Below are 20,760 nucleotides of genomic sequence, written 5' to 3' on the forward strand. Positions count from 1 at the left end.
TCTACCTAGATACAGGAGGGCGTGGCGCTGCTGACTCGAGTCGGGCTGCGTAAGGCCGGCGACCTGAAAAGTGCGCGACCCCGCATTCCACCTCACCCCCTACCCTGATTCCATGGACAACATCAGGACCCTTGTGATTCTCGGCGCCTCCGGTGACCTCACCGCGCGCCTCCTGCTCCCGGGGCTGGGCTCGCTGCTGGCCCTGCAGCCTGAGCGGGAGATCACGGTCATCGGTTCCGCTCGGGAGGACTTCCCGGGTCCGCTCGGCCCGGACGACGACGTGCGCGCGGAGACGTGGGAGGAAACGGTCGCCAAGGCATTCTCGTCCGTGGATGCCACCGGCCCCGCCGTGGACCACGCCCGGGAGAACACGCGGTGGGTCTCGTGCGACGTCACCGAGGCGGCGGACCTCGAGAAGCTGCTGGGCGGCGTCGTCGGCCCCGTGTGCCTATACTTCGCGCTGGCGCCCGCGATCACCAAGAGGGCGTGCGCGGCCCTGGCCGAGCTGGACGCGCTGCCCGAGGACCTCTACCTGGCCCTGGAGAAGCCCGTGGGCACGGACCTGCACTCCGCGCGGGCGCTCAACGCGCAGGTGGGCGAGCTCGTGGACGAGGAGCACACGTTCCGCGTGGACCACTTCCTGGGGATGCCCGGCGTGCTGGACATCGTGGGGCTGCGCTTCGCCAACCGGCTCTTCGAGCCCATCTGGGACCGGCGGCACATCCAGTCCATCGAGATCGTGTTCGACGAGACCCTGGCGCTCGAGGGCCGCGGCGAGTTCTACGACACCACGGGTGCCGCCCGGGACATGCTGCAGTCTCACCTGCTGCAGGTCATGGCGCTGACCATGATGGACCCGCCCTCGCGCTTCGACGCCGTGGAGGTCCCCGCGAACACCGCCCACATCCTGCGCGCCACGCGCCTGTGGGACGAGGAGTCCGCGACCCACGCGGCCGAGCACCCGGGCATCACCCCGGTGGTCCGCGGCCGCTACACCGCCGGAACCGTGGGCGGGCAGGACGTCCCCGACTACGCGGCGGAGAAGGACGTGGACCCCCAGCGCGAGACCGAGACGTTCGTGCAGGCCATCCTGGAGGTGGACACCTGGCGCTGGAACGGCGTGCCCGTGACCCTGCGCTCCGGCAAGGCCATCGGCGACCCCGCCCAGCACATCCGCGTGACCTTCCGTCGCCCGCCCCACGAGTACAAGGGCTGGCCGCACCCCACCGCCCCGAACGTGCTCAGCGTGGGCTTCGAGGAGGAGCACGTGCAGCTGGACGCCAACGTGGGCAGCCCCTTCGACTCCCGCGGCATGAACCGCCTGACCCTCTCCAGCCGCGTGCCCGAGCCCGGGCTGACCGCGTACGGCTCCGTGATGCGCTGGATCCTGGACGGGGACCCCACGTTCACCGTCCGCGCGGACGCCTCCGAGGAGGGGTGGCGGATCATCGACCTCATCCAGGACGCCTACGACACCTGCGCCCCGCTGCGCGAGTACCCCGCAGGATCGCAGGGCCCGGTCGTCAAGTAAAGACTTATTCATACACATGACCCCTGCACGGCGGGCCGTGCGGGGCCCGCGTGTCCTCCTCTGATATCCAGGGAAAGTCCAGGGAGTGCCCTGGGCCTTTAACGCAGCACAGGGGAGAACCACATGCCATCATCGGCACACGATCCCGCGGGCGAGCCCCGGGAACCGCACGGGGAGGAGACCGAGGGCGTCCCCGCCGCAGGCCAGGACGGCCACGGCACCACGTCCCAGGACGCTCCGACCATCCAGAACGCTCCGACCACCCATGACGGCATCGCCGCGCAGGACGCCCCCACGTCCCGTGCCGGTGCCGTCCCCGCCGAGGACGGCGCGCACACCGAGCATGGCACGGCCGCTGCCCCGGGCGCCGCAGGCACCACCGGCGCGGCGGGCACCGCGGGTGCCGCCGCGCCCAACGGTCAGCAGCCCTACACCTACGCCCCGCCGGCGGCGCTGGCGAGCATGACCCCGCGCCACTGGTGGGTCCCCGCCGTGGCCGGTGCGGCCGGCTACGTGGGCACGGTGGTGGGCACCGTGGTCGCGATGCTGCTCACCCTGCTCGGCGCGCTCATCTCGGGTGACTCTAACGGCAGCCTCACGGAGCAGCTCGACGACCAGATCGACGACTACACGGGCACCGCACCGGACCTCTCCGGGGTGTCCTGGTTCCTCTCCATCCCGTTCCAGCTGGCCGCGATGGCCGCGCTGGTCCCGCTGCGCCTGTCGGCGAGCTTCGCCGGTGAGGGCGGCAACGCGGGCATCACGGTGCCCCAGTACTTCGCGCTGGTGTGCGGCATCCTGGCGGCGTGGTTCGTCGCCCGCGCGCTCACCAAGGACGTGAGCGTGCAGACGCGCGCCGTCCAGTGGGTCATGGCCGCCGTGGGCGGTGCGGTGTGGGGTGCTCTCGCGCTGATCGTCACCGCCGTCACCGCGCTGCGCCTGGACGTCCCCGTCTTCTACTCGACCGTGCAGCTGCGGATCTCCGCGGTGGGCGTGGGCCTGTTCGTGGTGCTGTTCCTGGTGGGCCTGCTGACGGTGGCGTCCGCACTGAACGTGCGCTCCACCCAGGCCGCCCCCGGCCGCCTGGTGATCGGTGCCGAGCGCAGCATGCCCGGTGTCCTGCAGGTGCTGCGTCCCATGGTCGTGCAGTTCTGCGTCTTCGGGGCCGTGGCCGGTCTGGGCCTGCTGATCTGGGCCTTCGTCAAGGGCGGGGCCGTCGCCGGTTTCTCCGCACCGTTCTGGCTGCCGATCGCCGTCGGATGGCTCTTCGTCCTCTCGCTGCTCTCCGCGCTCACCGCCGGCGGCGCCGCGGCCACCTACACGGACCTGGCCGGCAGCTCGCACGCCGCCTACCTGTGGAGCGAGGGTGCCGTGCCCGCGTGGGTCGTGGTGCTGTGCATCCTGCTCGCCCTGGTCTCCGTGGTGTGTGCCGCCGTGGCATGGGCGCACGTGCGTCCCGTGAACCAGCGGATCGCGCGCAACCCCGTGGCGTGGGCGGTCCTGCCGGTCGCGTACTTCGTCCTGGGCCTCCTGGCGATGTGGCTGCTCAACGTCAGCGGCTACGCCTCCGCCACCTCCGGCAGCAGCCAGAGCGCGGGCTTCAGCCTGCGACCCGCCGGGTGGACGTGCCTCGTCTTCCTGCTGTGGGGCGCGGTGATCGAGCTGCTCGCACGCTTCGTGGCCCCCGCCTTCATGGGATCCCTGCCCGCCGTGGTGACCCGCTGGCTGCGCGGCTCCGAGCGTGCCCGTGGCCGTCCGGCGGTGGTGGCCTCGGCGGCCGCGATGGGCGGTGCGGTCGTGGCGGCGGCACCGGCTGCGGCGAGCGCGGCACCCGCCGCGGCGTCGTCGGCCCCGTCCTACCCCGCGGCGGAGACCGCGCGCACGGAACCGGTGAGCGCGCAGCGTGCGTACGACGGCGCCGCGGCGCCGGGTGAGCAGACGCGCGTCCTGCCGACCTACGGGGACGCCCAGGCCGCGGCCGAGCCCCAGCCGCGCGAGCCGATGGATCCGCAGAAGAAGAAGCGGATCCGGCTGATCGCCATCATTGCCGGAGCCGTGATCCTGCTGGTCGTGGCCGCGATCATCGTGTTCTCCGTGCTCAGCCGCACCGTGTTCGGCCCGGACAACCAGGCCGAGGAGCTGCTGCAGTCCGTCACGGACGGCAAGGCCAAGGCGGTCTCGGAGGTCGCGGACCCGAACGTGAGCACCGGCCAGCGCGGCCTGCTCACGGACGAGGTCTACGGCGCCGCGGAGAACCGCGTGTCCTCGTACGAGATCAAGGACACCCAGATCGACGGCGACCACGCGACCGTGAACGCCACCGTGACCCAGGACGGGGTGACCACACCCGTGGCCCTGCCCATGGTCAGCGACTCGCGCAACGGGCTGTTCAAGTCCTGGCGCGTGGACTCGACCGCGGGCTCCGAGCTCTACCAGTCCTTCTCGGTGCGCATCCCCGGCGGCGTCAGCGAGCTGACCGTCAACGGCACCAAGGTCCCCGTGGACTCGCTGAGCGACTCCCACGAGGAGGAGTTCACGGTGCTCCCCGGCGACTACGACGTGAGCATCGCATCCTCCGGGAAGTACGTGACCTACGGCGGGGACCAGGTGGCGCAGATCCGCGCCGGCTCGCAGGGCTCCGCCCCGTCCATGTCGTTCAGTGCATCCTTCACCCCCGTGCTGAAGGAGGACCTCACCAAGCAGCTCAACGCCAAGCTCGACACCTGTGCGAAGAGCACCTCGTTCGAGCCGGAGGGTTGCCCATTCTCCTACTCGATCTTCGGGGACAAGAAGGACTACCGGAACCCGTCGTGGAGCATCGAGCGCTACCCCACGTACTCGGTGTCCTCCTACGGTGACCACACCACCTACAGCACTGACAAGTCCGGTGAGGTGCGCCTGGACTACCAGTACAACACCGAGTACGACGACGACGAGCCCGCCAAGTGGAAGGACAAGGACACCACCTCCAGCATCTACGGCTCCGGCACGGTCACCGTGTCCGGGGACAAGATCACGGTGAACTCCGAGGACTGACCCCTCCGGCGGTGCCGGTCCTCCGGTGCCGGTCCTCCGGTGCCCGGAACGAGAAACGCCCCTTCCCGCGTGTGTGCGGGGAGGGGCGCTTTTCGTGGTGGAGGGGGTGACGCCGGAGAGCGCGCGACGAGCGCGAGGGTGGCGCCGCGGCGTCGTCGTCCGGCCCGGCCCGGCCCGGGGAAGCGCGCCCGAAGGCTCAGAGGTCCTGCGGCCCCAGCGGCAGACCCAGCAGGTACCAGGTGATGAAGAGCAGGAACCAGCCCACGAGCATCGCGATGGACAGCGGCAGCACCAGGGAGATGAGCGTGCCCACGCCGGCGTCCTTCTGGTAGCGCCGCAGGTACCCGAGCACGAGCGCGAAGTAGGGGCTCACGGGGCTGATCACGTTGGTGGCCGAGTCGCCGATGCGGAACAGCGCCTGGGTCATCTCCGGGGACACGTTCAGCAGCATGAGCATGGGCACCATCACGGGCGCGAGCAGCGTCCACTGGGCGGAGCCGGAGGTGATGAGCAGGTTCATCACGGCCACGATCAGCACGATGCCGGTGAAGGTGAGCACCGGGGGCAGTCCCAGCGAGCCGATGAAGTCTGCTCCGTACACTGCGAGCACCGGCCCGATCCCGGACCACTGGAAGTAGGCGGTGAACTGGGCGGCGGCGAAGAACAGCACGAGCACGGGGGTCACACCGGTGAGCCCCTCGGCCATGGCCTCGGGCACCTCGCGGGCGCGGGTCATGGTTCCGGCGGCGCGCCCGTAGACCCAGCCGACGACGGCGAACACCACCGCGATCACGATGCCCACGTTGAGCAGCAACGGGGACATGAGCACGCTGCCGTCCTCGGCGCGCAGCGGGGACCCCGGCAGCAGCAGCGCGAGCAGGTAGACCACCATCATGAGCGCGAAGGCGATCCCGGCGTTGCGCAGGCCGCGCTTCTCGCGGGGCTTCAGGCGCATGTCCTCGAAGTCGCCCATGTTCTGCTGCTTGGTGTCGGTGTCCTCCTCGATGGCCTGGCCGCGCTTGGCGAGCACCGTCTCGGTGACCACCGTGATGATGGCCGCGAGCACCAGGGAGGAGACGAACGTGAAGAAGTAGTTGGAGACCGGGGTGACGATCACGCTCTTGTCGATCAGTCCGGCCGCCGCCGTGGTGATGCCGCCGAGCAGGGCGTCCGACGCCGTGGGCAGCAGGGACGCGTTGAAGCCCGCGGCCACGGAGCAGAACGCCACGACCAGACCGACCACCGGCGAGCGCCCGGCCGCCTTGAACGCGAGCGCGCCCAGGGGGATCAGCACCACGTACATGGCGTCCGAGGCGATGGAACCGGTGATGCCGGTGAGCGCGAGCACGAACGTAACCACTTGGGGCCCACCCGCGCCACCGAGCCGCGCAGTGCGGCCGAGAGCATCCCGGACTGCTCCGCCACGGCCACGCCCAGCAGGATCACGACCACCAGCCCGAGCGGCGGGAACTCCACGAAGTTGGTCACGGCCTCGGCCACGATCTTCCGCAGCCCGTCCGGGGCCAGCAGGTTGGTGACCGCCACGGTCTCCCCCGTGGCCGGGTTCACGGCGCTGAGACCCACCGAGGACAGGATCCAGCTGAGCAGGATCACGATGCCCGCGAGCATGAGGAACAGCCAGAACGGGTCGGGCAGCTTGTTGCCCACCCACTCGATCCAGTTCAGGACCCGCAGCAGGGCGCCGGTCCCCTTCTTCTCCGTGCCCTGAGGGCGGGCGCTGGGCGCGGACGACGACATGGCGGGTTCCGTTCTGTCGGGGGCGGCGGACGTGTGACCTGCCCAACGTACGCAACGCCGGCCTCGTGGGGAGAGAGGACACGGGCGCGCGGGAAATGCGGCAGAGGGGAAGCGTCACATCCCCGCACTTAGTGTCACAGTGACTTTTAGTGGCTAGAGTCGCCCCCGAGAGCACCGGGCACCGGCCCGGTCCTGCGGCGGAGGGCGGTGACCATGGGCACCCCGTGCACGAGCCTCGCCGTGTCCACCGTGATCTTCACGGTGCGCCCCACGGGCCCCGGTGGGCGCCACGAGCTGTGGCTTCCGCTGGTCCGGCGCATCCGGGATCCGTACCGCCACCTGTGGGCCCTGCCCGGCGGGCCGCTGGACGATGAGCAGGACCTCGACGACGCCGCCGCGGGCTACCTGCGGCTCACCGTGGGTCTGGACGCCACGCGCCTCGAGCAGCTCGCCACCTTCGGCGGGCTCAGCCGCTCCCAGGGGGCCGACGAGCGCGTGGTCACCGTGGTCTACTGGGCCGCCCTGCCCACGCACCACGCGGCGTCGGGCGAGGGGGACCTCAACGTCACCTGGCTGCGCGCCACGGACCTGCCCGACCTGGCCTTCGACCACTCGCTGATCGTCGCCCACGCGCTGGAGCGGCTGCGGGACCGGATCGCCGAGCCCACCGTGGCCCGCTCCTTCCTCCCGGAGACATTCACCATCGCCCAGCTGCGCGAGGTCCACGAGGCGATCCTCGGCCACGGGGTGGACGCCCCGAACTTCCGCCGCCACGTCCTGCGCTCCGGGCGCCTCGAGGACACCGGCGAGCGCGTGGCCGGCACACCCCACAGACCACCGGCCCTGTACCGCTTCACCCGCACCCACGCACCCGAGTTCTTCCGATCCGGCACTACCCAGGAGACCCCATGACCTCCGTGGCCACCCGCCTCGCCCTGCTGACCTCACCTCCCGCCGCGGCGAGCGCCGCCGCGAACGCCACCGGGAGCGTCCCGGCCGGCACTGGCTCGTGCAGCTCGGCGCTCGCCGAGCAGCCGTGGGACTTCCCCGCGCCCCTCGCGGAGGGCTACGGCCCCGGGGCCTCGCAGGACGACGTCGTCCCGCCCGGCTCCTCGGCGCAGCCCGCCATCCCGCAGCGCTACCGGGATGCGAGCCCCGAGCAGCTCGACGCCATGATCCGCGCCGCCAAGGAGACCCTGGGCGAGCGGGTGGTGGTGATGGGCCACTTCTACCAGCGGGACGAGATCGTGGCCCACGCGGATTTCATCGGGGACTCGTTCCAGCTGGCGCAGCAGGCGAAGGCCCACCCGGAGGCGGAGGCCATCGTGTTCTGCGGCGTGCACTTCATGGCGGAGACCGCGGACATCCTCTCGACCCCCGAGCAGTCCGTGATCCTGCCCAACCCCGCGGCGGGCTGCTCCATGGCGGACATGGCGGACGAGGAGTCCGTGGAGGAGTGCTGGGCGGAGCTGATGGACACCCTCGGCCCCCACGCCCTCGCGGCGGACGGCTCCGTGCTCACGGACGGGGACGGCGAGCCGCTGGCCTCCGTGGTCCCGGTGACCTACATGAACTCCTCCGCCGCGCTCAAGGCGTTCTGCGGGCGCAACGGCGGGATCGTGTGCACGTCCTCGAACGCCGCTACGGTGCTCGAGTGGGCGTTCGCGCGCGGCCAGCGCGTCCTGTTCTTCCCGGACCAGCACCTGGGCCGCAACACCGCCAAGGCCATGGGTGTGCCGCTGGAGCGGATGCCCCTGTGGAACCCCCGCAAGCCCCTGGGCGGGAACTCCCCGGACCAGCTGCGGGACTCCCGCGTGATCCTGTGGCACGGCTTCTGCTCCGTGCACCGCCGCTTCACCGTGGCGCAGATCGAGCAGGCGCGGGCGGAGCACCCGGGCTGTACCGTGGTCGTGCACCCGGAGTGCCCCATGGAGGTCGTGGACGCCGCGGACTCCGCCGGTTCCACGGACCACATCCGCAAGGCCGTGGCCGCGGCGGAACCCGGGCAGACCTTCGCGATCGGCACGGAGATCAACATGGTGAACCGGCTCGCCGCCCAGCACCCCGAGCACACCATCTTCTGCCTGGACCCCGTGATCTGCCCGTGCTCCACGATGTACCGGATCCACCCCGGCTACCTCGCGTGGGTTCTGGAGGAGCTCGTGGCCGGGCGGGTGGTCAACCAGGTCTCGGTCTCGCGGGACGTCGCGCAGGAGGCGTCGGTCGCGCTCGAACGCATGCTCGCCGCGGTGCCGCGTGCGTGAGGCCTTGATCCCAACCCCTGGCGCCCCGGAAACCCCGGCTCGCACGGCCGGCTCCCCGTTCGTGAGCACGGTCGGAAACGCCGTGGCCTTCACCGGCGGCACCCGCGGCCGCGTGGCTCAGGCGCCCGGTTCCTCACAGGGCGGACCACGACTACGCCCGCACAGCCTGGGCACCACACCCAGCACACACGAAGCACACGAAGCACACGAAAGGACAGCACATGCTGCACCGCTCGGCCGTTGAGGCCGTGATTCGCGCCGGACTCGCGGAGGACGCCCCGTGGGGTGACCTCACGTCGGACCTCGCCATCCCCGCCGTCGCGCAGGCGACCGCCACCCTGACCTCCCGAGAGAGCGGTGTGCTCTGCGGGGAGGAGGTGATCCGCACGGGGTTCGCCGTCGCGGATCCCGCGCTGCAGGTGACGCTGCACGTGGCGGACGGCGACCCCCTGGAGCCGGGAACCGCCGTCGCCACCGTCTCCGGTCCTGCGCGTCCGCTGCTGACGGCCGAGCGCACGGTGCTGAACCTCGTGCAGCGCATGTCCGGGATCGCGACCACCACCGCGCGCTACGTCGCCGCGGTGGAGGCCGCGGTGGCCGAGGTGGAGCGGGCCAACAAGCTGCCCGCCGGGACCATCACACGGACGCGCGTGTGCGACACCCGCAAGACCACGCCCGGGCTGCGTGTCCTGGAGAAGTACGCGGTGACGTGCGGCGGCGGGCACAACCACCGCTTCGGCCTCTCGGACGCCGTGATGCTCAAGGACAACCACCTGGCCGTCCTCACCGCCGGTGGCGCCTCGCTGCCGCGCGCCATGCGGGAGCTGCGCCGTTCCATGCCCCACACGGCATGCATGGAGGTGGAGGTGGACCGCCTGGACCAGATCGAGGACGTCCTCGCCGGGGGTGCAGACGTGGTCATGCTGGACAACTTCTCCCGGGCGGACCTGATCAGCGGGGTGGCCATGATCGACGGCCGCGCCGCCGTGGAGGCCTCCGGGGGCATCACCCTGGAGACCATCGGGAGCGTGGCCGCCACGGGCGTGGACGTCATCTCCGTGGGGGCCCTGACCCACTCGGTGCGCTCCCTGGACCTGGGCCTGGATATCGCCGTGGCCTGAGTTCGGACCACCGGATCACCACCATCTGAGAGGCCTCCCCGTGATCTACCTGGACCACGCCGCCACCACCGCCCCGCGCCGGGACGTGCTCGAAGCCATGTGGCCGTGGCTGACCGGTGAGTTCGGCAATGCGTCGAGCCACCACGAGCGCGGTCGTCGGGCGGCCCGCGCGCTTGAGGATGCCCGCGAGCGCGTGGCCGCCGTGCTGAACGCCCGCCCCGGGGAGATCGTCTTCACGTCCGGCGGCACGGAGGCGGACAACCTCGCGGTGAAGGGCATCGCCCTGGCCCGCCGCGAACGCCGCCACGAACGCACCCGGGTGGTCACGAGCGCGGTGGAGCACCCCGCCGTCCTGGACTCGGCGGCGGATCTTGCCCGCTACGACGGCTTCACCGCGACCCGTGTCCCGGTGGACGCGCGCGGCGTCGTCACCCCGGAGGCCTTCCGCGCCGCGCTGCGGGGCGACGACGCCGAGGTGGCGGTCGCCTCCGTGATGCTCGCGAACAACGAGATCGGCACGGTGCAGGACGTCACGGCGCTGGCGGAGATCGCCGCGGAGCAGGGCGTCCCCCTCCACTCGGACGCCGTCCAGGCGGCGGGCACTCTGCCGCTGGACGTCCGCGCACTGGGGGTGAGCGCACTGTCTCTGGCCGGTCACAAGATCGGGACGCCCCCGGGGATCGGGGTGCTCTGGCTGGGGCGCGGAACACCGCTCAGGCCGCTGTTCAGCGGCGGGGGCCACGAGCGCGGCCGCAGGTCCGGAACCTCCACCGTGGCAGGGGCGGTGGGCCTCGCCGTCGCCCTGGAGCGCGCGGAGGCGGAACGCGAGGAACATGCGCGGCGCTGCGCCGAACTGCGGGACCGGCTGATCGCGGGCGTCCTCGCGAACGTTCCCGGGGCCGTCCTCACCGGCCCCGACCCCTCGGCCGGAGAGGCGCGGCTGGCCACGAACGCGAGTTTCTGCTTCCCCGGCGTCAACGGGGAGACCGTGCTGGTGGACCTCGAGACCAGGGACGTGCTGGTGTCCTCGGGCTCGGCGTGCTCGGCAGGCTCCACGGAACCCTCCCACGTGCTCACCGCCCTGGGACTGTCACCGGAGATCGCGAGCACCGCGGTGCGCTACAGCCTGGGCAGGGACACCACCGAGCAGGAGATCGACGCCGCGGTCCGGGCCACCGCTGAGGTGGTCACGGCCCTACTGGCCCCCTGAGCTTCCACTCGCGCACGCCTACGGACCGCAGCACAGGGCGAAGGATCAGTCGTGCTGCTCCGCCTCGTGCCGAGCACTGCGCGCCTCGCGCGCCCGTCGCCGTGACCTGCCGCGGAAGACCTCACGCAGGCAGACCCCCAGGACGGCGCCCACGAGAGCGACTCCGGCCAGAATCAGCGCATCCCCGAGGGGCTTGCCCATCAGGGGATACGCGACGACGAGAACAACAAGCATGACGACGACAAACGCCGCCCACCCATACAGAGACCCACGGCGGCCCTTCACCTACTGCTCCTCCCCGTCCATCTAGGGCTGAACCGGGTACGGCGGCTGCTCCCCGCGGGCCATGGCCACGGCGTTCTCCGCGGCCATGCGCGCCATGCCCGCCCGGGTGCCCGCCTCCGCGGAGCCCACGTGCGGCAGCAGGAAGGCATTGGGCAGCTCGAGCAGCTCGGGCTCCACGGCGGGCTCGTTCTCGAACACGTCGAGTCCTGCCGCGAAGATCTCCCCGTCGCGCAGGGCCCGGACGAGGGCCTTCTCGTCCACCACGGGCCCCCGCGCCGTGTTCACGAGCACCGCGGTGGACTTCATGCGGTGCAGGACATCCGCGTCCACCAGGTGCGTGGTCGACTCCGTGAGCGGCACGTGCAGCGAGAGGTAGTCGCTCTCGCGCACGAGCTCGTCCCACGGGAGCTGGGTGACGTGGTCGGCGAGGTCCCCGAGCTCCTCCCGTGTGACCTCGCGGTCGTGCGGGGGACGCTGCGTGAACAGCACGCGCATCCCGAACCCCAGAGCACGGCGTGCGACCGCCTTGCCGATCCGTCCCATGCCCGCGATGCCCAGCGTGGCCCCGGTGACATCCTGCCCTACGAGCAGGTCGGGTCGCAGCCCTGTGAAGTGCCCGCCGCGCAGGTACTCGGACGCCTCGTGGGCCCGCCGGGCGGCACCCAGGAACAGCAACATCGCGATGTTCGCCGTGGCGTCGTCCAGCACGTCCGGGGTGTTGCCCACCGCGATCCCGTGCTCCGCCGCGGCCGGCACGTCCACGTTGTTGTAGCCCACCGCGTAGTTCGCGATCCCCCTGATCCGCGCGCGAGCGAGCAGCGGGGCGTCGAAGCGGTCCGAGACCTGGGCGAGCACCACGTCGTAGTCCCCGCTCGTGACCGCCCCCTCCAGCTCCGCGGCGCTCATGCCGTGGCGCACGTCCACCTCGCCGGCCTCGCGCAGGATGCTCGGTCCGGGTTCGGGAATCTCCTGGGTCACCAGGAAGCGCGGGGTGCTCATGGGTGGTTCTCCTCTGGGTGGTCAGGGGGACAGCACGGGACGACGACGCCGCGGCCGTCGCGCTGGCGGGCGGCAGGCACCGTCCACCGCGAAGGGCAGGGCGCGGCCCGGGCGACGCCGGGCAGCCCGCCCGGCCACGCGGCGTCGTCGTCCCCGCAGGGAAACACGACACCCCGCCCGGCAGGGGCCGAACGGGGCGTCTCGGGGCGTGGCGCCGGGCAGGGCGTCACACGGTGGTCACACGCGTGATCAGATGAGGGACTTGGCCCCGGCGCGTGCCTTCTCGAAGCGCTCGGCGACGTCCGCCCAGTTCACGATGTTCCAGAAGGCCTTGACGTAGTCGGCCTTGACGTTCTGGTAGTCGAGGTAGAAGGCGTGCTCCCACATGTCGAGCTGCAGCAGCGGGATGGTGGCCACGGGGACACCGTTCTGCTGGTCGTACATCTGCTCGATCACGAGGTTCCCGGCGATCGGCTCGTAGGCCAGGATGGCCCAGCCGGAACCCTGGATGGTGGTGGCAACGGCCGTGAACTGGTCACGGAAGTTGTCGAAGGAGCCGAAGAACTCGTCGATGGCCGCGGCCAGCTCGCCGGTGGGCTTGTCGCCGCCGTCCGGGGACATGTTCTTCCAGAAGATGGAGTGGTTGATGTGACCACCCAGGTTGAACTGCAGGTCCTTGGAGAGCTTGGCGGCACCCGCGGCGTCACCGTTGGCGCGGGCCTCCTCCATTTTCTCCAGGGCGGTGTTGGCACCGGTCACGTACGTGTTGTGGTGCTTGTCGTGGTGCAGCTGCATGATCTGCGCGGAGATGTAGGGCTCCAGCGCCGCGTAGTCGTACGGAAGATCGGGGAGAGTGAACTTTTCAGCCACGGTGAATCATCCTTCCTGGATGGGATCGGGACAGTTCCACTGTCCGTCCGGCACCGGAGAGGGGTCAAGGACGTTCAGCCACCAGCGTACGTCCGTGACGGACCGCCCTACGCTGGGGTCATGTCCCGCACGCACAGCACGTCCGCCGCCCCCGTTCCCTCTGTCTCCTCCGTGACAGACGTTCTTCCCGCCACCCCCGCACACGCCCCGGGAATCGTGGCGCTGAGGGACGAGCTGGCCCGGTGGATGCAGGCCCGCGGCATCGATCAGTGGCGGGAGGGCGAGTTCACCCCCGCGCAGGTTGAACAGGAGATCGCCGCGGGACAGTGGTGGGTGGTGGAGCCCGAGAGTGGTCCCGGCGAGGTGCTCGGCAGCGTGCGCGTGATCTGGGAGGACGTGGAGATCTGGGGCGAGCAGCCCGAACCCGCCGGGTACATCCACGGCGTGGCGGTGGACCGCAGCCTCAACGGCACCGGCACGGGCACCCGGCTGCTGCGCGCGGCGGAGCAGGTGATCGCCGACTCCGGGCGCAGCATCTCCCGCCTGGACTGCGACGACGCCAACCCCGTGCTCAAGCGCTTCTACACCGGCCTGGGCTACTCCCCGCGCGGCACGGCCACCTTCCACGTGCCCGGCCCGGACTTCTGGGTCACGGTCCAGCGCATGGAACGCCCGCTGCCCTGAGCCTCTCGGCTCGTGTCCTCAGGCGCTCTGCGCCCGACGACGCCCGCTCGGCTTCCTGTGAGCCGCGCGGCCACGCCCCACGCACCCGTCCTGCACCGCCGGCGGCGTGGCCGCAGCACTGCCGGCCCTTCCGAGGAGGGCGGGCGTGGGTGTCTGCGCATGCGAGAGCAGGTCCTTCCGCATCCGCTCCAGACCACGGGTCACGGCGCGCCTGGCCAGCATCTGGGACCACGGCGACTTCCACCACAGGGAACCCCGCAGCCGGAAGTCACCCTCGAAGATCACGTGGACACCGCCGTCGGCCTCTGTCCACGAGTACTCCACGGTGGCGTCGGTCGGACCCTTGGTGGTGCGCAGCATGAGCGACTCCCCGGGTATGCGGTCCGCCACGATCATGATGAACTCGTAGCGCAGCGGCCCGACGGCCGCGGTGAACTCCAGTGCCGCCCCCACGTTCAGGGGCTCGTCGATGCTCGTTGGCCACTCGTAGTGGACATCGAACCACCTGCCCAGTGCGGCCGGCCGGCTGAGTGCCTCGTCCACGACGTCGCCCTCCACGGGGACGTCCTGCTCGGCCAGCATGGTGAATCCGTGCGCGTCCTTCTCCAGGCGCGTGATATGTGCAGACATGTTTCCCCCTTGGTGCGTGCCCCTCCCCACGCCGCTCGTCCCACCGAGCAGCGACACACGCTTGTGACAGTGCGCCTGGATGACCAGGCACTTCCAGTCTGACGCAAACTTGTGGACACGTCACCCTCTGCGGGGTCATATGACGCGTGCACAGGGGTGGATAAAAGTTGTCCACAGGGGTGGAAAAAGCTGTGGATTTTTCGAACAGGTTTTCGACGTCCTGAGCCACCCTGCCGCATCCCAGGGATGCACCCAGCTCTCACCAGGGGAGATACCAGATAAACATATGGACAGCGGATCGAATCCCACTCGTGTGACTTATCCACGCTGTGGACAAATCATGTGGATAACCGGCGTTGTCCACCCATCTGCGGAGACCTACCCCCTTTTGGGGGGACAGAGGTGAAGGGGCGTTTCCGGACCGGTTCCTAGACCGCGGGGAGCACCCGCAGCCACCGGAAACCGTGGGCCTCCAGGAGGATCCCGCCGCGCAGGTCCACCTGCTCGCCGTCGTACACGTTCGTGGCCGTGGGCAGGAAGCCGCTCAACGTCTCTCCGCTCACGAACTGGGACCAGTCGCTCACGTTCGCGAGGCACAGCACCACGCTGTGCTCCCCGGGACGCTGGTAGCCCAGGACGTGGTCCTCGTGGGTGTCGAACGGGATCAGGGTGGTGCCGTCGAACTCCGGGGTGCTGCGACGGACCGTGATCATCCCCCGGATCCCGCCGAAGATCCGCCCCTGGACGGAGAAGAGGTCGTGACGGCGCTCGTAGTCCGCCTCCGAGTACAGGGGTCGGTGCACCCACCGGGCATCGTGCGCGTTGTCCGGGTTCTCCTGCCAGTGGGCGTCGTTGAGCTGGCCGACCTCATCCCCCAGGTAGATCAGGGGCACGCCGCCCGTGCTCATGACCACCGAGTACGCGAGCAGGATCCGGTCCACGGCCGGGCCGGGCTCGTTCTCTAGCCCCAGCAGGGACGCCGTGGTCCCGCAGATCCGGCAGTCGCCGGTGCGGGGGTTGTCCTGGAACGGCACCCCGTGGGCGAAGCTGCCCGGGTGGCGGCCGGTGTAGAAGGCGTTGAGGAAGCGGCGGTGGTCGTGGCCGTTGATTCCGAGCCGCGCGGCGTCGTCGTCCGAGAAGGTCCAGCCGATGTCGTCGTGGCTGCGCACATAGTTGACCCACGCGGTGCCCTCCGGGGTGGCGTGGCGCTCCGCGAGCGCCGCCGAGAGCATCCGGACGTCGCGCGTGGCCAGCGCCTCCCACGTGAGCGCCATCTGCAGCGGGTTGTAGGACAGTGCGCACTGGTCCGGCTGGATGTAGCGGATCACCTCGTCCGGGTGCACGATCGCCTCGGACTTGAACTCCACCGCGGGTGCGGCGAGCGCCACCACCGCGTTGAAGGCGCGCAGCAGGTCGTGCACCTGGGGCTGCGACTCGCAGGACGTGCCCAGCCGCTTCCAGATGAAGGCGACGGCGTCCAGGCGCAGCACCTGCGCACCGTGGTTGGCCAGGAAGAGCATCTCCCCCGCCATGGCGTGGAAGACGTGCGGGTTGGAGTAGTTCAGGTCCCACTGGAAGCGGTGGAACGTGGTCCACACCCAGCGCGGGTCCGGGTGGAACGGGCTCTCCGCGCGGCCCACGGCGGTGCTGTCCACGCGGGTGAAGACGCCCGGGTGGTCGTCCGGGAAGATCTCGCGCGCGGTGCGCTCGAACTCGTCCGGGACGGTGCGGTCCGGGTAGATCCAGTAGAAGCGCTCGTGGAACGGGTCCCCCGCCGCGGCCGCCCGGGCCCACGCGTGCTCGTTGGAGGTGTGGTTGAAGACGAAGTCCAGCACCAGGGCGATCCCCTGCGCCCGCAGCAGCGCCGCGAACTCCGCGAGCTCCTCCATGGTCCCCAGCGCGGGATCCACGTGGCGGTAGGAGGAGACCGCGTACCCGCCGTCCGAGTTGCCCGCCGGCGCCTCGTAGAGAGGCATCAGGTGCAGGTAGGTCAGCCCGAGCTCCTTGAAGTACGGGATGCGTTCACGCAGCCCGGCCAGGTCCCCCCCGAAACGGTCCACGTAGCAGACCCCGCCCACGGCGTCCCGGGACGTGAACCACGGCTGGGCACCCTCGCGGCGGCGGTCCAGGTCCTTGAGGTCCTGCGGGCGCGCGACGAACGCCTCCCACGCGGTCAGCACGGCTCGCGCGACGGTCTCCCAGAAGTCCGGGTCCTCGCCGTAGACGGCGTGCAGGGAGGTCACCAGGCGGTCCACGTGGGTGTCCGTGCGGCCCGCGAACACGGCCCGGTCCTCGGAGCTCACGCGAGTGTCCCGGAGCAGCCGCTCCCGGACGAACTCGAGCACGCCGTCCTGGTCGTGGAGATCACGGGGGATCTGGGTCTCATGCTGCATGGGGATGCCTCCTCGGTTGGCACACATCACGACCGTGGGCAGTCGTGGCGCCCGGGATCCCCCTTGATACCGAACTCTGTCCGACCGCGCCCGCGCACCGGCGTGGCGGTCCCGTCCAGCATAGACAGCGGCGCGGGGGCGCCCCGGAGCTGACGCCCACATGACCGGAGGATGACCCGCACGGCCACCGTGTGTTCACCCCACAGGTTGTGCACAGAGTTATCCACAGGCGTGGAAACCACGGCGTGTCCCGGAGTTGCCCACAGGGGAAACGTTCACATCCTCCCAGGCCAGAGCAGGGTTCCGGGAAAACCTCCGTGCGTGTGGACAACCCTGTGCAGAACCGTGGACAGACGTCACGCGCCGTCCGTGTGCACAGGGCACGTGAACGGCGCGTGACGTGGTCGGAATCCCGGTGGGCGGCTCAGGAGGCCTTGTCGTACCCGTGGTCGGAGAGCCACTGCTTCGCGGCGTCCGCCGGGTTCTGCTGGGCGTCCCCGCTGACCTTGCGGTTGAGGTCGATCAGGTCCTCGGTGGTGAGCTTCGCGGAGAACTCGTTCAGGGCATCCACCGCCTTCTGGGGCAGGCGGTCCGGCGCGGTCAGCGGCAGCACCTGCTGGGCGATGAAGTTGTCCTTGGGGTCCTCCAGCACCACGAGCTTCTGGTCCTGGATGGCCGGGGTGGTGGTGAAGATGTCCGCCACCTGGGCGTCGCCCTTGGTCAGTGCCTGCACGGTCAGGGGCCCGCCGCCGTCGTTGATGGGCTGGAAGGACTTAAAGGAGCAGTCGTACCTCTGCTTCAGCCCGCTCGTGCCGTAGGCGCGCTCCTGGAACTCCGGCGGCCCGGCCATGACCAGCTCCCCGCACACGGAGGAGAGGTCCTCGATGCTCTTGAGGTGGTACTTCTCCGCCGTGGCCTGGGTGACCACCAGGGCGTCCTTGTCCTCGGCCTTCGAGGCGTCGAGCACCGAGAGCTTCTGCCCGTCCAGCGCGGTGGGCAGCGCCTTCATGATGTCCTGCGCGGAGGCCGCCTTGGCGTTCTTGTCCGCGAAGAGCAGCAGGTTGCCGGAGTAGTCCGGGACCACGTCCACGGAGCCGTCCTTCACCGCCCCCACGTACGCCTCGCGCGCACCGATGCCGGGCTTGGTCTCCACGGACACGCCCGCGTCCCGCAGCACGCCGGCGTAGAGCTCGGCCACGACCTGCGACTCGGGGAAGTCCGCCGAGCCCACGGTGACCGTGTCCGAGGAGCCGCTCGCGGCGGCGTCGTCCTTGTTCAGGGGGTCCGAGCCGCCGCACGCGGTGAGGCCCACGGCGGCCGTGGCGGCCACCGCGAGCCAGGCGGCGGGGCGCCGGAGGGAGGGTGAGGGTGTCATGGTCGATCTCCTGCCGTTTTGAGGCCCGGCGACGTCACCAGGCGTTGTACGAGGGCGAGCACGGCGTCCGTGGCCAGCGCGAGCACGGCCACGAGCACCACGGACCCGAGCATGCGCGCGTAGTCGCGCACCGCGAGCCCGTCGATCAGGTAGCGGCCCAGGCCGCCCAGGTTGATGTAGGCCACCACGGTCACGGTGGCGAGGACCTGCAGCGCGGCGTTGCGGATCCCACCCAGAACCACGGGCAGCGCCACGGGGATCTCCACGCGGGTGAGCACCTGGCCCTCGGTCATGCCCATGGCGCGCGCGGAGTCCACGAGCGCGGGCGAGACGGCGGCGATGCCCGAGTAGGTGCCCGAGAGGATCGGCGGCACCGCGAGCAGCACGAGCGCGAGGATCGGGGGCATCAGCCCCAGGCCCATGAGCAGCGTGAACAGGGTCAGCAGGCCCAGGGTGGGCAGGGCGCGCAGCGCGCCCGCGAGACCCACGACCACACTGCCACCGCGGCGCGTGTGCCCCACCCACAGACCCAGGGGCACGGCGACCACCAGGGCGATCGCCATGGTCAGCGCGCTGTAGCCCACGTGCTCGAGCAGCCGTTGGGGGATGCCGGCGGGCCCGCTCCAGTTCGCGGGGTCGGTGAGGAACTGCACCGCTTCGCTGACGAGGCTCATGCGGCACCACCCCGGGACTCCACCGCGGCGAGCGCACCGGTCGCGTCCTGCGCGCCGCCGGTTTCTCCAGCACGTCGACGACGACGCCCGCCCGCCTCAGCGGGGCCCGGCCGCTGCCAGCGCGTGAGCGCCTGTCCGAGCAGTCGCAGCAGCTGGTCCAGCACCACGGCGATCAGCACGGTGGCGATGATGCCCACTAGGATCTCCGCGACGATCGAGCGGCGCAGCCCGTCCGTGAACAGGGTGCCCAGGGACTGGATGCCGATCACCGCACCCACCGAGACCATGGAGATGTTGGAGACGGTGGCCACTCGAAGTCCCGCGATCATCACGGGCACAGCGAGCGGCAGCTCTACCCCGAAGAAGCGGCGCACCGGCCGGTAGCCCATGGCCGTGGCCGCCTGCAGCACGTCACGGTCCAGGGCCTCGAAGGCGTCCACGCACGAGCGCACCAGGATGGCCACCACGTAGAGGGTCAGTGCCACGATCACGTTGACCACGGAGGTCATGCGGGTGCCCAGCACGAGCGGCAGCACCACGAACAGCGTCAGGGACGGGATCGTGTACAGCAGCGAGGAACCCGTGACGAACACGGGCCGCAGCCACCGGCTGCCCGCGGCGAGACGGGCCAGCGGCACGCTGATCAGCAGCCCCAGCAGGACCGGCAGCACGGACTGCACCAGGTGCGCCCCGGCGAGGTCCAGCACCGCGTGCCAGTTGTTCAACCACCAGTTCACGGGCGCTCCGCCCGGTCGTAGCGCGCGGAGCGGCTCTGCTCGATGGCGCGCATGACGACGCCGCCGGGCACCACACCGGCCACCGCGCCGTCGTGGTCCACGGCCACGGCCTGGCCAGAAGGTGAGGAGAGGGCGGCGTCGAGTGCGGTGCGCAGCGACCCGCCGTCCTGCCACAGGGTGCCGCCCACACGCAGCTCGTCACGGGGAGCCGGTTCGCCGGCCGCCGAGACCGGCAGCCAGCCCAGGGGGTGACGGCGCCCGTCCACCACGAGCAGCCACTCCGGCGCCACGGCGTCGTCCCACGGCGCGGTCCGCGCGCCGCCGGCAGAATCGGAGCCCTGGGGCGACGACGCCGTGCCCGGCCCGAGCAGCGTGCGCTCGCCGGTGTCCGAGAAGATCGCGGCCACCGGCTGCAGCGCCACCGTGGCGCTGTCGAAGCCGAGCGAGCGGAAGCCGCGGTCCCGGCCGATGAAGTCCGCCACGAAGTCGTCCGCCGGGGAGCGCAGCAGCTCCTCCGGGGTCGCGTACTGGGCGAGACGTCCGCCGCGTGCGAAGACCGCCACGCGGTTACCGAGCAGGACGGCCTCGTCGATGTCGTGGGTGACGAACACGATCGTGCGGTGCAGCCGCTTCTGCAGGTCCAGCAGCTCCCGCTGCAGGTCCTGGCGCACCACCGGGTCCACCGCGGAGAACGGCTCGTCCATCAGCAGGATCGGGGGGTCCGCGGCGAGCGCCCGGGCCACTCCCACGCGCTGCTGCTGACCGCCGGAGAGCTGCGCGGGGTAGCGGGTGGCCAGGGAGTCGTCGAGTCCCACGGACGCGAGCAGCGCCCGGGCGTCCTCGCGCGCCTTCCGCCGGGGAACCCCGTTGAGGCGGGGCACGGTGGCGATGTTGTCCTCCACGGTGCGGTGCGGCAGCAGACCCGACTGCTGCATCACGTAGCCCATGGAGCGGCGCAGCTGGGCGGCGGGGATGCTCGAGACGTCCTGCCCGTTGATCTCCACGGCGCCGGAGGTGGGCTCCACCATGCGGTTGAGCATGCGCAGGGACGTGGTCTTGCCGCAGCCGGAGGGCCCCACGAACACCGTCAGGGAGCCGGCCGGGACGTCCAGGTCCAGGTGGTCGACCGCCGTGGTGCCGTCCGGGTAGACCTTGCTCACTCCGCGGTACCGGATGGCCATGTCGGTCATGCG

General features: G+C 70.9%; 18 protein-coding genes. 7 read left to right on the forward strand and 11 right to left on the reverse strand.

Annotated features, from left to right (window positions below; all coding sequences use genetic code 11):
* Positions 1-112: 112 nt before the first annotated feature.
* Together KVA01_RS11680 and KVA01_RS11685 are read left to right on the forward strand one after the other, a co-directional pair.
* On the forward strand, positions 113-1,531 hold the full coding sequence (locus KVA01_RS11680) for a glucose-6-phosphate dehydrogenase (protein WP_141270418.1): 1,419 nt from the start codon (positions 113-115) through the stop codon (positions 1,529-1,531).
* Between the two features lie 123 nt (positions 1,532-1,654).
* Positions 1,655-4,567 (forward strand): hypothetical protein, encoded by a 2,913-nt coding sequence (locus KVA01_RS11685; RefSeq protein ID WP_141270420.1) that lies wholly within the window; start codon positions 1,655-1,657, stop codon positions 4,565-4,567.
* 196 nt (positions 4,568-4,763) lie between these two features.
* Here KVA01_RS11685 and KVA01_RS11690 read toward each other — a convergent pair whose 3' ends face one another.
* Both KVA01_RS11690 and KVA01_RS13140 read right to left on the reverse strand, forming a co-directional pair.
* Complete coding sequence (locus tag KVA01_RS11690; RefSeq protein WP_267899948.1) at positions 4,764-5,915, reverse strand: AbgT family transporter; 1,152 nt, start codon at positions 5,913-5,915, stop codon at positions 4,764-4,766.
* The gene (locus KVA01_RS13140; protein WP_267899949.1) at positions 5,855-6,325 is read right to left on the reverse strand and encodes an AbgT family transporter; all 471 of its coding nucleotides are present in this window, start codon (positions 6,323-6,325) and stop codon (positions 5,855-5,857) included. Before KVA01_RS13140 ends, KVA01_RS11690 begins: the two co-directional genes overlap by 61 nt.
* A 213-nt stretch (positions 6,326-6,538) precedes the next feature.
* Between KVA01_RS13140 and KVA01_RS11695 the strand changes: the two genes are divergently transcribed.
* From KVA01_RS11695 to KVA01_RS11710, 4 genes are all read left to right on the forward strand, one after another.
* Complete coding sequence (locus KVA01_RS11695; protein ID WP_068468609.1) at positions 6,539-7,237, forward strand: NUDIX hydrolase; 699 nt, start codon at positions 6,539-6,541, stop codon at positions 7,235-7,237.
* Positions 7,234-8,589 carry a quinolinate synthase NadA gene (gene nadA / locus KVA01_RS11700; protein ID WP_141270422.1) on the forward strand — a complete coding sequence of 452 codons (1,356 nt, stop codon included), beginning with the start codon at positions 7,234-7,236 and terminating at the stop codon, positions 8,587-8,589. Before KVA01_RS11695 ends, nadA begins: the two co-directional genes overlap by 4 nt.
* A gap of 221 nt (positions 8,590-8,810) precedes the next feature.
* Entirely contained in the window at positions 8,811-9,710 is a 900-nt protein-coding gene (gene nadC / locus KVA01_RS11705; protein WP_068468569.1) for a carboxylating nicotinate-nucleotide diphosphorylase, read from the forward strand.
* Positions 9,711-9,750: 40 nt separating this feature from the next.
* Positions 9,751-10,920, forward strand: a complete 1,170-nt coding sequence (locus tag KVA01_RS11710; RefSeq protein WP_141270424.1) for a cysteine desulfurase family protein — start codon at positions 9,751-9,753, stop codon at positions 10,918-10,920.
* 45 nt (positions 10,921-10,965) lie between these two features.
* Here KVA01_RS11710 and KVA01_RS11715 read toward each other — a convergent pair whose 3' ends face one another.
* From KVA01_RS11715 to KVA01_RS11725, 3 genes are all read right to left on the reverse strand, one after another.
* Entirely contained in the window at positions 10,966-11,154 is a 189-nt protein-coding gene (locus tag KVA01_RS11715; RefSeq protein WP_141270426.1) for a hypothetical protein, read from the reverse strand.
* Between the two features lie 72 nt (positions 11,155-11,226).
* Positions 11,227-12,204 carry a 2-hydroxyacid dehydrogenase gene (locus tag KVA01_RS11720; protein WP_141270428.1) on the reverse strand — a complete coding sequence of 326 codons (978 nt, stop codon included), beginning with the start codon at positions 12,202-12,204 and terminating at the stop codon, positions 11,227-11,229.
* Between the two features lie 249 nt (positions 12,205-12,453).
* Positions 12,454-13,074 carry a superoxide dismutase gene (locus tag KVA01_RS11725; RefSeq protein WP_068468562.1) on the reverse strand — a complete coding sequence of 207 codons (621 nt, stop codon included), beginning with the start codon at positions 13,072-13,074 and terminating at the stop codon, positions 12,454-12,456.
* 120 nt (positions 13,075-13,194) lie between these two features.
* Between KVA01_RS11725 and KVA01_RS11730 the strand changes: the two genes are divergently transcribed.
* A complete protein-coding gene (locus KVA01_RS11730; protein ID WP_068468559.1) occupies positions 13,195-13,758 on the forward strand; it encodes a GNAT family N-acetyltransferase in 564 nt (187 codons plus the stop codon).
* 18 nt (positions 13,759-13,776) lie between these two features.
* On the opposite strand, the gene KVA01_RS11735 is transcribed toward KVA01_RS11730, so the two are convergent.
* From KVA01_RS11735 to KVA01_RS11760, 6 genes are all read right to left on the reverse strand, one after another.
* Entirely contained in the window at positions 13,777-14,388 is a 612-nt protein-coding gene (locus KVA01_RS11735) for an SRPBCC family protein (RefSeq protein ID WP_141270430.1), read from the reverse strand.
* A 428-nt stretch (positions 14,389-14,816) separates the two neighbouring features.
* Entirely contained in the window at positions 14,817-16,781 is a 1,965-nt protein-coding gene (locus KVA01_RS11740; RefSeq protein ID WP_068468556.1) for an alpha-amylase family protein, read from the reverse strand.
* Positions 16,782-17,205: 424 nt separating this feature from the next.
* Entirely contained in the window at positions 17,206-18,156 is a 951-nt protein-coding gene (locus KVA01_RS11745; RefSeq protein ID WP_141270432.1) for an ABC transporter substrate-binding protein, read from the reverse strand.
* The gene (locus KVA01_RS11750; protein ID WP_068468552.1) at positions 18,153-18,830 is read right to left on the reverse strand and encodes an ABC transporter permease; all 678 of its coding nucleotides are present in this window, start codon (positions 18,828-18,830) and stop codon (positions 18,153-18,155) included. The genes KVA01_RS11745 and KVA01_RS11750 overlap by 4 nt, the downstream gene beginning before the upstream one ends.
* Entirely contained in the window at positions 18,827-19,567 is a 741-nt protein-coding gene (locus KVA01_RS11755) for an ABC transporter permease (protein WP_068468550.1), read from the reverse strand. The genes KVA01_RS11750 and KVA01_RS11755 overlap by 4 nt, the downstream gene beginning before the upstream one ends.
* Positions 19,564-20,757 carry an ABC transporter ATP-binding protein gene (locus KVA01_RS11760; RefSeq protein WP_141270434.1) on the reverse strand — a complete coding sequence of 398 codons (1,194 nt, stop codon included), beginning with the start codon at positions 20,755-20,757 and terminating at the stop codon, positions 19,564-19,566. The genes KVA01_RS11755 and KVA01_RS11760 overlap by 4 nt, the downstream gene beginning before the upstream one ends.
* Between the last annotated feature and the right edge of the window lie 3 nt (positions 20,758-20,760).

This window comes from Kocuria varians, assembly GCF_006539885.1.
In the GTDB taxonomy this organism is placed as follows: Bacteria; Actinomycetota; Actinomycetes; order Actinomycetales; family Micrococcaceae; genus Kocuria; species Kocuria varians.